Origin of the sequence: Paenibacillus sp. FSL M7-0896, assembly GCF_037975415.1 — a bacterium.
In the GTDB taxonomy this organism is placed as follows: Bacteria; Bacillota; Bacilli; order Paenibacillales; family Paenibacillaceae; genus Paenibacillus_AQ; species Paenibacillus_AQ silagei.
On the sequence record NZ_CP150250.1, the window covers coordinates 4,513,981 to 4,529,244 of the forward strand.

Genomic DNA, 15,264 nt, shown 5'->3' on the forward strand with positions numbered 1-15,264 from the left:
AAGAACAGCGGCAATCCGCTGCGGTTATTCTACCTCATCGAAGGTCATCTGGCTGTCCAGCTTGCTGAACAGCAGCTGGGTCTCCTCTTCCAGGCCCTCCGAGGTATCGAAGCTCGACGGCTCCGGCAGCTCCTTCAGGCTGGCCAGCCCGAAGCTGTCCAGGAAGGACTTGGTCGTGCCATACAGAATCGGACGCCCGACAGCCTCCGCCCGGCCCACCTCGTGGATCAGATCCTTGTTGCCCAGCGTGTGGATGGCCCGTTCGGATTTGACGCCCCGGATCTCCTCAATCTCCACTCTCGTGATCGGCTGGCGGTAAGCCACAATGGCAAGTGTCTCCAGCGCCGCCTGGGACAGGGACGACCTGGAGGGCGAATACGCCAGACGTTCGAAATACTGCGCATGCTCCGGGAGTGTCGCCAGCCGGTAATTCCCGGCAATCTGGACCACCTGAAGGCCACGGCTCTGCGAGTGGTAATCCTCTCTTAAGTCATCCAGCGCTCTTGTAGCCAGATCAGGCCGCTGCTCGGTAATCTCGGCAATCTGCCGGACCGACAGACCTTCATCCCCTGAGAGAAACAGCAGGCCTTCAATAATTGATTTCAGCGTGTTGTAGTCCACTGACATCCTCTCCTCCTCTCCACTCCATCACAATATCCTCAAATAATTTCTCCTGGTAGCAGTAAATGGCCTTCATCTTCATCAGCTCCAGGATGGCCAGGAAGGTGGTCACAATCTCATGCCGGTCCATCTCCTCATGCAGCAGGGAAGAGAAGCGCATTCTGCCGCCGATCCCTTTGCGCTGAAGCGCTTCGGATACATCACGGATACGATCTTTTACCGAGATCTCATCCCGGGTAATCCGCTGGTACGAGGTGCGCCGGGCAGCCTTGCTTAGCGCCTTGCGGAACGCAGCGATCAGATCGGCGGTATGCAGACCCTTCAGTGTATTATCCGTCTGTGCAGGGACGAAGGGGCCCAGATCCTCAGGCTCCTTCGTAAAAATCAGGCTGCGCTCGCTCTCCATATCCAGCAGCTGCACCGCGATGCTCTTGAACTTACGGTATTCAATCAGTCGCTGCACCAGCTCCGCGCGCGGATCATAGCCGTCATCCTCATAATAATCGAAATCCTCGATTTCAATGACGGGCGGCTTCGGCAGCAGCATTTTGCTCTTAATCGACAGGAGAGTGGCAGCCATCACCAGAAATTCACTCGTGATATCCAGCTCCAGCTCCTTCATTCCCTGTAGGAATTCCATATACTGCTCGGTGATCTCGCTGACCGGAATGTCCTGGATGTCGATTTCCGCCTTGTCAATCAGATGCAAGAGCAGATCGAGCGGACCTTCGAACGTCTCCAGCTTGTACAATACAGTCACGCGGTTTCCTCCCGCCCAAAAAAAGTAAAGTGCAGCGCCGCAAGGACGCTACACAAGTAGAAAGATCTATATTCATGCTTTCTTCTCATACTTATAAATAAGCACGATTTACGCTATTTCGTCAAGAGGTGTATTATTTGAACAGCTTATTCAGGTTAGCCATTTCGATCGCGGCAGTCGCTGCATCCCAGCCTTTATTGCCGGCTTTGGTCCCCGAGCGCTCAATGGCCTGTTCAATATTCTCCGTCGTAACCACACCAAAAATAGTCGGAACACCCGTCTTAAGATTAATCGCCGCTACGCCCTTGGCCACCTCGTTGCACACATAATCATAGTGTGTTGTAGATCCGCGAATGACTGTACCCAGCGTGATAACGGCGTCATATTTGCCGCTTTCGGCCATTTTTTGGGCGATCAGCGGAATTTCGAATACGCCCGGTACCCAGGCCACATCCACTTCATCATCGGCGACTCCATGACGCTTGAAGGCATCGAGTGCCCCGGAGAGCAGCTTGCTGGTAATGAACTCATTGAAACGTCCTACGACAACCCCATATTTCAAGCCCTCAGATACTAAATGTCCCTCAAAATAATTCGGCATGCTACTCATCAACCCTTCGTGTATAGGATAGGTAATCTATGATTAAATTTTGGTATTCTCATTCTGTTCGATCTTGTCAAAATTCAGCAGATGCCCAAGCTTCGCCTGCTTCGTATGAAGATAATTGGTATTGTCCTTGTTCTCCGGCATCTGGATCGCTACGCGCTCCACCACCTCAAGGCCATAGCCTTCCAGCCCCTTGATCTTGCGCGGGTTGTTGGTCAGCAGCCGGATCTGGCGGATGCCAAGATCCTTAAGAATCTGTGCTCCGATGCCATAATCCCGCAGATCCGCCGCGAAGCCCAGCTTCAGGTTGGCATCCACGGTATCCAGCCCTTCTTCCTGCAGCTTGTAGGCGCGCAGCTTGTTGATCAGGCCAATGCCCCGGCCCTCCTGGCGCATATAGAGGAGTACACCTCTGCCGGCTTCTTCAATCTGGCGCAGCGCCGCTTCGAACTGCGGACCGCAGTCGCAGCGGTGCGAATGGAACACATCGCCGGTCAGGCACTCGGAATGCACACGTACGAGTACCGGCTCATCCCCGGAGATATCGCCTTTAACCAGGGCAACATGCTCCTTGTCGTCCACCTCATTCGTATAGGCAATGGTCTGGAAATCACCGAAATCCGTCGGCAGATTCACTGCTACCTCACGGGTAACCAGATGCTCCTTCTCGTTACGGTAGTGAATGAGGTCCTTGATGCTGATCAGCTTAAGGTCATGCTTCTTAGCGATCTCAATCAGGTCAGGCAGGCGGGCCATCGTACCGTCCACCTTCACCACTTCACAGATGACACCTGCCGGATAAGCCCCGCACATGCGGGCCAGATCAACAGCAGCCTCCGTGTGCCCGGAACGCCGCAGGACACCGCCTTTTTTGGCGATCAGCGGGAACATATGCCCCGGTCTGCGGAAGTCGGCCGGCTTCGCCTTCGGGTCCAGCATGGCCTTAATCGTCTGGGAGCGTTCACCGGCCGAGATGCCGGTCGTCGTATCCGCGTAGTCAATAGATACCGTGAACGCCGTACCATGATTATCGGTATTCTGGGACACCATCGGATGCAGGTCCAGCTCCTCTGCACGCTCTGCCGTAATCGGTACGCAAACCAGGCCGCGTCCTTCAGTAATCATGAAGTTAATCACTTCCGGGGTAGCCCGTTCCGCCAGAGCGACGAAGTCTCCTTCATTCTCACGGTCTTCATCATCTACAACGATAACGACCTTACCGCGCATTAAGTCGTAGATCGCATCTTCAATCGGGTCTAGAACACTGTCCTTATCAGCTTGCTGGCTCATATTACCGTCCTCCTAATGGCTATACGCTTGCCTGACGGCTTGCCGTATGCCTGATCTATAGATTATACGAACCCGTTGGCCGCCAAAAAATCATGGCTGATCTTCGAGCTTCCCCCATCATCTTCATTGCCCGCACGCGAACCGTAATGGAGCAGATGGTCCACGTATTTACCGAGCACATCACATTCGATATTCACCCGGTCTCCCGCCCGCTTGTGGGCCAGCACCGTCTCTCCCAGCGTGTGCGGGATGATCGACACGGTGAAGGTTGCGGCTTCCGTCCGCACAACCGTAAGGCTGATGCCGTCTATCGTAATGGAGCCTTTGGGAATGATGAATTTGAACAGGGATTTGCGGTCCGGGACAATCTCGAACACCACTGCATTCTGATCGCGCCTGACGCTGCGGATCTCAGCGGTTCCATCCACATGCCCCTGGACAATATGCCCTCCGAAGCGTCCGCCTGCAGCCATGGCACGTTCCAGATTCATTTTGGACCCGGTGCGCAGCTCCTTGAGTGTACTGTTGCGGTACGTCTCGGGCATGACGTCAACGGTGAAATGATGGTCGCCGAGTGAGGTTGCCGTGAGACAGACTCCATTGACCGCCACACTGTCGCCGATCTTGAGATCTCCCATGATAAGCGAGGCGCCGATATTCAGCACCATCATCTCCCCGCCGCTGGTGACGCTGCGCAGAACTCCCACCTCTTCAATTAAGCCGGTAAACATACCATCCCTCCTTCCTGAATATTCGGTTACTGCTGAGGAACCGGGGTGCCGCTGATACACACATTATCCCCGAGCACTTCCACTTCCAATCCTTCAAGCTGGATGGCATCACGCATCAGCTCCACACCCCCGAAGTCGAAGGTACCCGCTGCTTGCGCGCCGCCGCCGACAATCTTCGGAGCGAAGAAGAGGACCACCCGGTCAACCAGTCCCTCTGCAAGCATCGCCCCATTCAGCGTTCCGCCGCCTTCCAGCAGAATGGACCCAATCTCCATTGCACCGAGCGCAGCCATAGCCGCCTGCAGATCCACACGCGGACCGCTGCCCGCAGCAATCACCTCTAACCCTGCAGCCAGCAGCGCTGCTCTGCGGTCAGGATCGGCTGCCTCTGTCGTCACAACCACCGTAGGCGCGAGTCCGTCCTTGACCACAGCGCTGTCCAGCGGAAGGCGCAGCGAGGAGTCAATGATAATCCGCACCGGATTCCGTCCGGGTACATTCAGTCTTGTCGTCAGCGAAGGGTTATCGGCAATAACCGTATTCACCCCGACCATAATCCCCTGATGGCGATGACGCAGGGTATGTACGATCTCCCGTGCCTCTGCATTCGAGATCCACTTGCTGTCTCCGGTCCGTGTGGCGATTTTGCCGTCCAGTGTGCTGGCGCTCTTCAAGGTTACGAACGGCTGCTTCGTCAAAATATACTTGATGAACTTCTCGTTCAGCCGCAGCGCCCGGCCCCGCAGCAGACCTACTTCAACATCAATCCCTTGCTCGCGCAGCATCGCAATTCCCCGGCCTGCCACCTGAGGGTTGGGATCCTCACAGGCGACAACCACCCTGGCCACGCCTTCATCGATCAGACGCTGGCTGCAAGGAGGCGTAATGCCGTAATGACTGCAAGGCTCCAACGTAACATAGGCTGTACTCCCTTGCGCTTTACCGGCTGCCATATTGAGCGCATGCACCTCGGCGTGTCCGGTTCCGCGCTGCAGATGGGTTCCAATCCCGATCATGGCGCCGTCCTTCACAACTACGCAGCCGACCACAGGATTAATTCCCGTCTGGCCCTGTGCCCGCTCCGCCATATCCAGCGCAAGGGACATGTAAAACTCATCGTTCATCTTATCCATGTCTTGCCTCCTATCCCAAGGCTGTAGTCTTTATGTGTACCAAACTATAAACAGAAAAACCCGTCTCAATCTCCAGGAGGAGTTCAAGACGGGATATACGAGAGGTGATCGCAGCAAAGAAAATATGCGTAAATAAACGCCGGACCTCCGGCATTGTGAAAGTTCGCACATAAGTTCCGAAAACACTGCTGCTCGGCCGCCTGTTGCAAGCGCGGCGCGTGAATCTCTCCTTCTTCCATCCAGACTATACTGTCGGTCCCGGAATTACACCGGGTCCACCGTCCGTATCTATATCATACGAAGCGGGTAGCGGACTAAGCACCGGAACCAGCTATATTCAGCCAGATCCGTCAACATCACCGCCGGTAGGGAATCACACCCTGCCCTGAAGGATTGATCTATTCAGTTCAATACCAAGTTACGCCTACAACAAAATTATCACTTCACTGCGGGAAATGCAAGTGTGCTTCGGAAATTTACTATATTTATGTAACTTAATTCCCTTATACACCCGTCTCACGCTGCTTGTCCGCTCTCAGCAGATCGCGGATTTCCGTCAGCAGGACCACATCCGGTGTCGGGGCAGGTGTCTCCACAACCTCAACCTTGACGGTCTCCTTACGTCTGAACCGGCTGCTCAGCTTCACCACCATGAAGATGGAGAAGGAAATAATGAAGAAATCGACTACGGTCTGGAGGAACAGGCCGTACTTCACTTCCGCTTCACCAATGCCAAAGCTAAGTTCCTTCAGATCAATCCCTCCGCTGATCAGACCGATAAGCGGCATAATGATGTCTCCCACCAGCGAGGTAACAATTTTGCCGAATGCCGCTCCAATGATTACGGCCACCGCCAGATCAAGTACATTCCCTTTCATGGCGAAGCTTTTGAATTCCTTCCACATGACGAACCATCCCTCCGAAACTTTGAATTTGAAATTATTATAGCATTTATAGCAACCTGCAAGTTGAAAAATGTATAAGTGGAGTAGGATTAACGTGTGCACTTGGATGGACGCTCCGCAAACGGACCGTTGTTCCAATCGCTGTGGTCTCCAGATTTTTTTTATTCCCCTGAGCGGTGAAAATCCGGAGACCAAGGCGACCGCTATCGCTTTTACACAATCGGTCCGTCCGCTCCACTGTTTAAGCGGGATGCGAAGTACCTAATTTTCTAAAAAACGCAAAGGAGCGAGTCTCCAATAACGGAGAATCGCTCCTTTTTTACATGTTAAGCTTTAGGAACCCTATCCTGCTGCTCTAATTCTGCCTAGTCCTGCTTGCGTGTTCTGCGGAATACCCGGCTGAGGATGAAGCCGCCCAGAATCAGGCCTGCACCCGTCAGGTAGATCGGCAGCGGGCTGCTCTCGCCGGTCTGCGGCAGTCTGCCGCTGCCGTCGTTTGTACCCGAGACCGTCCCTTGCGGAACCGGATCGTCTTCAACATCTACTTCCGGATTGCCCAGCGGGATATTATCGTCGATTGGCGTCACCACTTCAGGTGCTACCGGTCCCGGAGTCACAGTTGCTGCCGGAGCCGAGGGCTGCGGAGTTCCCGGCAAGCCTGGTCCTGCAGGAATCTGCGGATCATCGATAATGACTCCCGGTTCGAATGTACCGGCAGGTGTGGGAACCGGAGTAAATACCGGACCTCCAGTAGGTGATGTCGGAACAGGTGTAGCCTCTGGCCCCGTAGAATCTGTAGGCACCGGCGATGGAACTGTAGTCGGAACTGTAGTCTCTACAGGTGTCTCAGTCGGCACAGGAGTCACAGTCGGCGTGGGTGTCACCGTCGGCGTGGGTGTCACCGTCGGCGTTGGCTGCTCCGCCAGCTTATTATACAAGGTAAGATTCAGCACGGCCGATGAGCCGATTGTCACCGGATGCTCGGTGGAATCAAGCACATAGCCCTGCGGTGCTATTGTTTCAATCAGGACATAACTGCCCAGCCACAGATTGTTGAACGCCGCGATGCCTGCTGCATCAGTGGTGCGGGTATTCACCAGCACCCGGTCACTTCCGTTCAGACGGTATAGCTCATAGGTAGCTCCGGCCAGCGGTTTTGCAACATTGCCTGCTTCCAGCTTGAAGACATTAAGCGTCCCTCTGACGCCGCTGCCTGTTCCTGAACCGCTGGACACTCCTACGATAATCTCCTTGGTCGTCTCCTTGGTGATAAGCTTGACGTTATTGCCGCTGAAGCTCACAGAGTTAACCAGCTTATCGCCAGTGTTCGCAACGATCAGCGACTGATATTCCAGCACATAAGCGGAATGGATGTCACCAGGGAAGCTTAAGACGAAGGATTGTCTGCCCTGTGCATCTGCGCTGATCGTCAAGCTGTAATCGGTATCCTTCACCAGCGGAGGGCCGCTCTTCGTGACCTCTCCGTTCACGGCCGTAACCGTACGGTAGAGCTGGAAGCTGTCCGGCAGCAGGATCTGATTCGTGCTTGGCACATCGGTAATCACGGCATCTTTTACATGGGACTGGGTGCGGTTGATCGCAATGGTCCAGTTCAGCTTATCTCCGTTCTGCGCGCCGTCCTTGAACACATATTCATCCCCGTGCGGGATATCTACCGTAGCCTTCAGATCCTTCGATACCTTCTTCGTGCCATCCAGCAGGTTCGCTGTATTGGCTACCTTGGTTCCAATTAGCTGTCCGGCCAGACTGGTCTTGAACACGATATAATAAGGCGAATTAATGGCTTTGTCAAAATCAATTCTCAGCTCATTGAGGCTTCCCACGCTATAGCTGAACTCAGTACCGTCCACCTCAGCGCCAGGACTATGCGTTCCATCCTTGGCAATATTCATCTTGTATACCTTAAGTGAGCCAGGTACAAGGGACTGACCATCACCCAGTATATCCGTTACTACAGGATCGGCAATGGATTTGCTGTTGTAATTAACGCCTACGGTCCAGGTCAGCTCTTTGGCAGAAGCGTCATACGTTCCTGACTTGAACCCGTTGTTCTTCACCTCGGAATTAGGAATGAACTTCCCGCTGGCTTCAGTCCACTGTGGCTTGTTCTGGCTGTCCTTCCAGTCAATCCGGGCCACGTTGATGAAATCATTCGTATTGCCGGTAAGCCAGTCATTGCTGAATTCCGTCTGATAACTAATAGTATAAGTACCTGTAACCGGTGCGTTGAACTTCACCTGGAAGCCTTTATTAGGCTGTGCCGGTGAATTCACAATCAGGGTATAAGCCGATGGAGGGATCACTGTGCCGGAAAGAGTACGGACCACCAGTGAACCTGAGATGTACTTCTGTCCTCCCTGCGGGAAGCTGTCGGTAACCACTACTTCGTTCATTGGATAATTGTCACCGTTGAACGTGATTTTCCAGTCTGTCGTGTGTTTGTGGTAATCCACCCCGGACAGATTCTTATAGATAATAATAGGCCGGATCAGTTGAGTAGCGTTGCTGCTATAGGTACTGTCAGAGACAGTGTTGGTAATCTTCGTATCGCCAAACACACGGTCTGCGGTTTTGGTCGTATATTCGATCAGGTAAGCCGATTTCACCGTATTCTTGAACTCCAGTCTGAATCCGTTGCCGGATTCGCCGCTAACTGGTGTTACTGTGTAATCACTGCCTGCATTCAGAGCCGTGCCCTTAGCAGCTTCTCCGGCTGCATTCAGCGTAACCGGATAGATCCGCACCGAGTTCTCCAGGAGCACCTGGGAGCTGTTGAACACATCCGTCAACACCGCGTTCTCCGGGGAGATCGTCCGGTTATTGTAGTTGTATTCGATAGCCCAGTTAATGGTCTGAGTGCCCCAGTCATAACGGACGACTTTTTTGTTAAGGCTGCCGCCCCGTTCAATGACTACTGTATCCGATGCGCTTACCGGATCACGGCCGTCCCCTGTGAAGGTTGCCTGGTTGGTGAAGCTGGACAAGTTATCACTCACTACCTGCGTGGTATAAGCGATACGGTATGCCCCTGTAATCACAGGGTCCGTGAACTGAAGCTTCAGCGTCCCGCCGGAGACACCGGCAGTATATTTGCTGCTGTCTACCAGCTGGCCTTGCGTAACTGTGCCGTCAAGCTGAACATTCAGCTGGTAGACGGCAAGTGTAACCGTGCTGTCCAGTGCCAGCCCGGCAGGAATCGGGTCGGTCACAGCAGCGCCGCTTACCGGCTCCAGTCTTTTGTTCACATCGACGGTCCAGTCAATATGATCCGCGTTGAAGCCGCTGGAGATTCCCTTCTTGGTAATCGTCGAGCCTACAGTGGGCTTGAACGATACCGTAACCGTTTGGACTCCGCCGTTCACCGGGAACAGAATCTGCTGGACGGTGCTGCCGCTGATCACTTTTTTATCAAATTGGGTATTAATACGTAAGGTCCCCTGCACATTGGCATGACTCTCGATGTAATCATTGAACGTCATCACTACCTGATGGGTAGCCTGGCTGACTGTGAATGTGCCTACCGTCCCATCGTCCGATTCCAGTCCGCCCTGAATGTCATTGAAGAGCTGGAACTGCTCGGGAAGCTGGAAAGCAAAAGTGTCTCCCTGGCTATAGCCGTGACCGTTAGGAAGCGACCAGGTATAGTCCAGCCTCACGGTGGAATCCACATCATACACACTGCCTGTCACCGTCTGTCCATCCGGACCATATACCGCCATGGATACGCTCGTAATAATGTCCCGGTCCTGTTCAATGGCCGCCGCTGTCGCCTGCCGGGTGAAGCCCAGCCCTGAGACCAATTGCACAAATAACATGACCAGGACTACTGCCAGGCTTGTTCTTTTTTTCACCATTTCCCATAAGCCCCCGTTCTTTCGATTGAATGATTTGAAGCATACCTGCTAAAAAGATGGCTGCTGAACGCACCGGTAAGGACACACTCCACCTGAAGCTTCGTTATGTATACGGGCTAAGAGTCCATCTTATGTAAATAAACTAGTAAACCTGACTTTTCTGCCCACTACAGACGATATATACTTATATCACCTAAGAGTAGAACTTTAGAATCAGAAATGGTTAAAATTAAAGAAATTATTATGCAACTCTTACTTCAGGACTCAAGGAGAGATTTCAAGTGAACCGTACTTTATTCTGGGACCGTGCCCGTGACAGTGATTTCGTCATGCTCTCCGTCTCCCATCTCGTTGCCCTGGCTATTATTGCTCTATGCTGCCTGGCGCTCTTTGGGGCCCGCTTCGCCCTCCGCAGCCGGTCCGGCCTGCGATTAGGCGTACGCCTGCTGCTGATCCTGCTGCTGGCTGCTTCTGAGGGAGGCCTGCATGTCTGGTATCTGTCCCATGACAGCTGGAGCCGAAGCTCCTCCCTGCCGCTGGAACTATGCGGAATTACCCTGCTCCTGTCGGTCGTGTTGCTGCTCACGCGCAGCAGACTGCTGTTCAGCTTTCTATATTTTGCCGGAATCGGCGGTGCATTCATTGCCCTGCTTACCCCTAATCTGGTCTATCCGTTTCCGCATTTCCGCTTCCTGCTGTTCTTCATCGCCCACGGGTCGATCATACTTGCATCTCTGTACATGACCTGGGTCGAAGGATATAAGCCCACCTGGCGCTCGCTGTTCTTCACCATGCTCTGCCTGAATCTTGTCGCAGCATGCGTGTACGCCGCCAATGTGCTGCTGGACTCCAACTATATGTTCCTGATGCACAAGCCCAGCACGTTCTCGGTACTGGACTATTTCGGCCCTTATCCTTACTATCTGCTGGTTGAAGAAGCCTTCGCCTTCGTCATCTTCCTCCTGATGTTCCTGATTTTCTTCAAGCTGCCGGAGCTGTACACCGCCCGCCGTGCCGCAGCCAGCCGGAAACTTGGCCGGTAAACGGAGGGGATGAATTCAGGGGCACTTGTGCTCCTCATTCCCGCCTCGCGCCGACTTTCGGCGGATTCAGGGGCACTTGTGCTCCTCATTCCTGCCTCGTGCCGACTTTCGGCGGATTCAGGGGCACTTGTGCTCCTCATTCCTGCCTCGTGCCGACTTTCGGCGGATTCAGGGGCACTTGTGCTCCTCATTCCTGCCTCGCGCCCACTTTCTGCGAATTCAGGGGCACTTGTGCTCCTCATTCCTGCCTCGCGCCCACTTTCTGCGGATTCAGGGGCACTTGTGCTCCTCATTCCTGCCTCGCGCCCACTTTCTGCGGATTCAGGGGCATATTAGTTGGAATAACGTATCTTGTTTCGGATGATTTGGAGCTTTCGAGGAAATTAATTGGATAAACGTCATTTAATTTTGTGTATTCACTCCACTCTGTTCGATTTGCAGCATTTTAAGTGCTTTTTTTCCAACTGTTTCCTGACAAGCCTTCCTCAGCTCCTGAGCAAGTGGAAGAAATCCAACTAATATTCATACAATTCTCCGTACGGCAAAAAGCACCCGGCTGGATTACCCAGCCGGGTGCTTCGGCGATGCCTGTGGAAGAGAAGAACCTCCCCCTATAGCGTCTACAGAATGCTAGTATTAAGCTTCTACAATTTCAACGGTCGTCATCTTGTCGCGGCCTTTGAAAGCGTCAACCAGATCCATGCCTTCAACCACTTTACCGAATACTGTGTGTACTCCGTCAAGGTGCGGCTGTGGAGCGTAAGCGATATAGAACTGGCTTCCGCCTGTGTTCTTGCCGGCATGGGCCATAGCCAGGGAGCCGCGCTCGTGCTTGTTCGGGTTGATCTCGCAGTTGATGGTGTAGCCAGGACCGCCGGTGCCTGTTCCGTTCGGGCAGCCGCCTTGTGCTACGAAGCCTGGAATCACGCGGTGGAACAACAATCCGTTGTAGAAGCCGTCTTTTGCCAGCTTCTCAAAGTTTGCTACTGTATTAGGCGCATCCTGATCGAACAAGTCGATCAGCACAACGCCGCCGTTTTCGAGTGTAATTTTCGCTTGCTTAGCCATATGTAAATGACCCCTTTCGAAATGACAAATGTAGAACACGTTTATTAGTTTACTATGAAACGGAGCACAAAGCAAAGCAAGCGGGATGTCTTCCCGCCTGCCGCTATAGCACAACCCTATAGTCTTCTTATTTCGTAACGGCTTGTTTGGCAATCCGTGCAGGCACAATATCATTGGCAACAATGTCCTGATGGGATTCGCGGCGTACAACCAGATCGCTCTGCCCGTTCTGCACGAACACCACCGCCGGACGGCGGATACGGTTGTAGTTGCTGGCCATGGAGTAATTGTAGGCACCTGTGCAGGCCACAGCCAGCAAATCACCGCTCTCCACCTTAGGCAGCTCAACGTCCCAGATCAGCATATCGCCGCTCTCGCAGCATTTGCCGGCGATGGATACCTTCTCCACGTTAGGCTCAGTCGCACGGCTTGCCAGCAGCGCTTCGTACTTGGATTCATACAGAGCCGGACGCGGATTATCGGTCATGCCGCCGTCAACAGCTACATATTTGCGCACTCCCGGAATTTCCTTGCTGGTTCCAACCGTGTACAGAGTCGTTCCGGCATCCCCTACGATACTGCGGCCCGGCTCTACCCAGATCTGCGGCAGCGAATCGTTAATGCCGGCGAAGTGGGTCTTCACTGCATCTGTGATGGCAGCGACATATTCGGACACCTGCAGCGGCGTGTCGCCGTCCACATAACGGATTCCAAAGCCTCCACCCAGGTTGACTACAGGGAAGGAGATTCCCAGCTCTTCCTTGACGGTACGGGTGAACTCGGCAATACGTTCAACGGCAAGCTGGAAGCCCTCGGTCTCAAAAATCTGCGACCCGATATGCGAATGCACGCCGAGCAGGTTCAGATTAGCCAGGCTGTCAGCCAGGCTGACCGCTTCACGGGCCGAGCCGTTGCCGATATCGAAGCCGAATTTGGAGTCGGTCTGTCCTGTCGATGCGTAGGCATGATGGGCATGGGCCTCCACTCCAGGCGTAACGCGCAGCAGAATATTAACAGTCACTTCTCTGCGGGCGGCAATGGACTGAAGCAGACGGAGCTCCACCAGATTATCGGCGACAAAGCAGCCAATCCCTGCATCGATCGCCATCTCAATCTCATCCGGTGTCTTATTATTGCCGTGGAAATGAATGCGTTCCGCCGGGAAACCGGCTTGCAGCGCAGTATACAGCTCTCCATCGGAGACCACATCCAGCGACAGACCTTCCTCATCCGCAAGCCGGCACATCGCCATTGTCGAGAACGCCTTGCTGGCATAAGCCACCTGGAACCCGAGGCCGGAAGCTGTGAACGCCTCCATATACTCGCGGCAGCGGCGGCGGACCAATTGCTCGTCCACTATATATAGCGGTGTCCCATACTCCGCCTTCAATTCAGTTACATCACATCCGCCGATCTCCAAATGCCCTGCATCATTGATTCGGCTCGTCCCGTGTAAAAACATTGCGCAGTCCTCCAATTTCTGTGGAATCATCCGTTCCACCCTGTCTAGTATATGATTTGGGGCCCCGATGCGTTCCTGAAACAGATGCTCAGAATACAGATCCGGCTTATTGCGGGGCTGTTCAGTATATTCAGTATAACAGACAGAGGGAACACCATTGAATGGACTTTTTTGCAGTTGATTTGTATTTTCCTACGACTTGCGCGGGGCATCCTTATGCTCAGGCATCCGGGTGCTATCTCTTGTTTTGTTGAAGGATGGCCTTGTTTTGGAGCTGAGCACCGGCTGACGCAGGAGGATCTCCGCCATGGCTTTTGCATTAAATGGTATAAACGGCCACATGTAAGGAGAGTTATACGAACGGTGCGTGGTCAGCAGCACCACCAGCAGCGTCGTCCCGATCATGAAGCCGGGGATGCCGTAAGCAGCCACCGCCAGCAGCAGCGCAAGCCGGACAATCCGGTTGGCCAGCCCCAGCTCGTAGCTCGGCGTTGCAAACATCCCGATAGAGGCCACCGCCATATAGAGCACCACTTCATTGACAAACAGCCCGGTCTGTACGGCGATATCACCCACCAGAATGGCAGCGATCAGCCCCATCGCGGAGCCGAGCGGCGTCGGTGTATGCACTGCAGCCATCCGCAGCAGGTCTACCCCCAGCTCAACGATCAGGAACTGGGCAATGAGCGGGAGATTGGCTGATTTTTGCGGACCGATGAAATCAAGCATGCCGGGCTTCAGCTCCGGATGGAGAACCATCAGCATCCACAGCGGAAGCAGGAACATCGATGCAAAGATCCCGATGAAGCGGACCCAGCGGAGATAGGTTCCCATAAAAGGCGTCTGGCGGTTCTCTTCCGCATGCTGGCAAAGATCAAAAAACGTCGTCGGCAGCACCATGACACTCGGAGAAGTATCGACAAACACAACCACCCGGCCCTCCAGCAGATGGGAAGCGACAATATCCGGCCGTTCCGAATAACGGACCAGCGGATAGGGGTTCCAGCCGCCGCCGACAATCGCTTCCTCCAGCTGCTTGTCTGCCAGGGGAATGCCGTCGAGATTGACGCTTTTCAGCTTGTCCGTAACGGCCTGCACCTGGGTCTTATCCACGATATCATCGATGTAAGCTAAGCAGACATCTGTCCGGGTCCGCCGTCCAATCTGATGCATCTCCAGCTTCAGCCCAGGGTCGCGGATACGTCTTCTAACCAGAGCCACATTGCTTAGCAGCGTCTCTGTGAAGCCGTCCCGCGATCCGCGGACCACCCGCTCAATCGACGGCTCATCCGGGCTGCGGGAAGGATACGAACGGGTATCCATGATGATAACCTGCGATTCCCCTTCAATGAAGAACGCGCTCATGCCGGCTAACACTTTGTTGATGCTCTCGCTGAACAGCTCGCCTTTCTCCACCTGGACATGGGGAATATATTCACTCATGAAGCTGGCGAGTACATCTGTCGATACATTTTCGGGGGTCAGATACGTCAGGCGCTTCAGAATTTCATCGATAATCGTATCCTTGGCGAAGCCGCTGATGCAGAGCAGCGCCGCCCTTTTCCCGCCGAAGGACATTTCCCTGAACACAATATCGAAGGAGGAGCCCAACCCAAGTACCTCGGTCAGTGTATTCTTCGCATCCGCCAGGGATTGCGGGATCTTGTCGTTGCCTTGCCAATACGTAATCGACTGCTCCAGGGAGTCAGAGCGTTCATTGTCCCTTTTTTGCTGCATAGGGTCCTCAGGCTTGCTTGCAGAATCCGCTC

The 15,264-nt window shown here is 53.8% G+C and carries 11 protein-coding genes, 1 pseudogene and 1 riboswitch; of the genes and pseudogenes, 1 reads left to right on the forward strand and 11 read right to left on the reverse strand.

Annotated elements, in window-relative coordinates; all coding sequences use genetic code 11:
* Window positions 1-24: 24 nt before the first annotated feature.
* From scpB to MKY12_RS19605, 8 genes are all read right to left on the reverse strand, one after another.
* Window positions 25-621 carry an SMC-Scp complex subunit ScpB gene (gene scpB / locus MKY12_RS19570; protein ID WP_036727407.1) on the reverse strand — a complete coding sequence of 199 codons (597 nt, stop codon included), beginning with the start codon at window positions 619-621 and terminating at the stop codon, window positions 25-27.
* On the reverse strand, window positions 590-1,381 hold the full coding sequence (locus MKY12_RS19575) for a segregation/condensation protein A (protein ID WP_076079148.1): 792 nt from the start codon (window positions 1,379-1,381) through the stop codon (window positions 590-592). The genes scpB and MKY12_RS19575 overlap by 32 nt, the downstream gene beginning before the upstream one ends.
* Before the next feature lie 133 nt (window positions 1,382-1,514).
* Window positions 1,515-1,982 carry a 6,7-dimethyl-8-ribityllumazine synthase gene (ribE, locus tag MKY12_RS19580; protein WP_036727378.1) on the reverse strand — a complete coding sequence of 156 codons (468 nt, stop codon included), beginning with the start codon at window positions 1,980-1,982 and terminating at the stop codon, window positions 1,515-1,517.
* 42 nt (window positions 1,983-2,024) lie between these two features.
* Window positions 2,025-3,278, reverse strand: coding sequence for a bifunctional 3,4-dihydroxy-2-butanone-4-phosphate synthase/GTP cyclohydrolase II (locus MKY12_RS19585; RefSeq protein ID WP_209870071.1), 1,254 nt, complete (start codon window positions 3,276-3,278; stop codon window positions 2,025-2,027).
* A gap of 62 nt (window positions 3,279-3,340) precedes the next feature.
* Window positions 3,341-4,009, reverse strand: a complete 669-nt coding sequence (gene ribE, locus MKY12_RS19590; RefSeq protein WP_339249399.1) for a riboflavin synthase — start codon at window positions 4,007-4,009, stop codon at window positions 3,341-3,343.
* A gap of 26 nt (window positions 4,010-4,035) precedes the next feature.
* Complete coding sequence (gene ribD / locus MKY12_RS19595; RefSeq protein ID WP_209870076.1) at window positions 4,036-5,142, reverse strand: bifunctional diaminohydroxyphosphoribosylaminopyrimidine deaminase/5-amino-6-(5-phosphoribosylamino)uracil reductase RibD; 1,107 nt, start codon at window positions 5,140-5,142, stop codon at window positions 4,036-4,038.
* Window positions 5,143-5,365: 223 nt separating this feature from the next.
* A riboswitch (FMN riboswitch) is annotated at window positions 5,366-5,539 on the reverse strand.
* Window positions 5,540-5,645: 106 nt separating this feature from the next.
* On the reverse strand, window positions 5,646-6,047 hold the full coding sequence (gene mscL, locus MKY12_RS19600; RefSeq protein WP_209870079.1) for a large conductance mechanosensitive channel protein MscL: 402 nt from the start codon (window positions 6,045-6,047) through the stop codon (window positions 5,646-5,648).
* A 365-nt stretch (window positions 6,048-6,412) separates the two neighbouring features.
* Window positions 6,413-9,922, reverse strand: coding sequence for a collagen binding domain-containing protein (locus tag MKY12_RS19605; RefSeq protein ID WP_339310415.1), 3,510 nt, complete (start codon window positions 9,920-9,922; stop codon window positions 6,413-6,415).
* A 281-nt stretch (window positions 9,923-10,203) separates the two neighbouring features.
* On the opposite strand from MKY12_RS19605, the gene MKY12_RS19610 reads away from it, so the two are divergent.
* Window positions 10,204-10,965 (forward strand): TIGR02206 family membrane protein, encoded by a 762-nt coding sequence (locus MKY12_RS19610; protein ID WP_339249404.1) that lies wholly within the window; start codon window positions 10,204-10,206, stop codon window positions 10,963-10,965.
* A 636-nt stretch (window positions 10,966-11,601) separates the two neighbouring features.
* Here the strand turns inward: MKY12_RS19610 and MKY12_RS19615 are convergent.
* From MKY12_RS19615 to MKY12_RS19625, 3 genes and pseudogenes are all read right to left on the reverse strand, one after another.
* Window positions 11,602-12,033 carry a peptidylprolyl isomerase gene (locus tag MKY12_RS19615; RefSeq protein ID WP_036727386.1) on the reverse strand — a complete coding sequence of 144 codons (432 nt, stop codon included), beginning with the start codon at window positions 12,031-12,033 and terminating at the stop codon, window positions 11,602-11,604.
* Window positions 12,034-12,160: 127 nt separating this feature from the next.
* Window positions 12,161-13,495 (reverse strand): diaminopimelate decarboxylase, encoded by a 1,335-nt coding sequence (lysA, locus tag MKY12_RS19620; RefSeq protein ID WP_209870088.1) that lies wholly within the window; start codon window positions 13,493-13,495, stop codon window positions 12,161-12,163.
* A gap of 192 nt (window positions 13,496-13,687) precedes the next feature.
* A pseudogene (locus tag MKY12_RS19625) lies at window positions 13,688-15,232 on the reverse strand (spore germination protein); the annotation flags it as partial.
* Window positions 15,233-15,264 lie beyond the last annotated feature (32 nt).

What these genes read in the sequence shown, in the direction of transcription:
- ribE (WP_036727378.1), bottom strand. Translation starts at nt 1,982, where the DNA reads ATGCCGAATTATTTTGAGGGACATTTAGTATCTGAGGGCTTGAAATAT.
- MKY12_RS19585 (WP_209870071.1), bottom strand. Translation starts at nt 3,278, where the DNA reads ATGAGCCAGCAAGCTGATAAGGACAGTGTTCTAGACCCGATTGAAGAT.
- ribE (WP_339249399.1), bottom strand. Translation starts at nt 4,009, where the DNA reads ATGTTTACCGGCTTAATTGAAGAGGTGGGAGTTCTGCGCAGCGTCACC.
- ribD (WP_209870076.1), bottom strand. Translation starts at nt 5,142, where the DNA reads ATGGATAAGATGAACGATGAGTTTTACATGTCCCTTGCGCTGGATATG.
- mscL (WP_209870079.1), bottom strand. Translation starts at nt 6,047, where the DNA reads ATGTGGAAGGAATTCAAAAGCTTCGCCATGAAAGGGAATGTACTTGAT.
- MKY12_RS19605 (WP_339310415.1), bottom strand. Translation starts at nt 9,922, where the DNA reads ATGGTGAAAAAAAGAACAAGCCTGGCAGTAGTCCTGGTCATGTTATTT.
- MKY12_RS19615 (WP_036727386.1), bottom strand. Translation starts at nt 12,033, where the DNA reads ATGGCTAAGCAAGCGAAAATTACACTCGAAAACGGCGGCGTTGTGCTG.
- lysA (WP_209870088.1), bottom strand. Translation starts at nt 13,495, where the DNA reads ATGTTTTTACACGGGACGAGCCGAATCAATGATGCAGGGCATTTGGAG.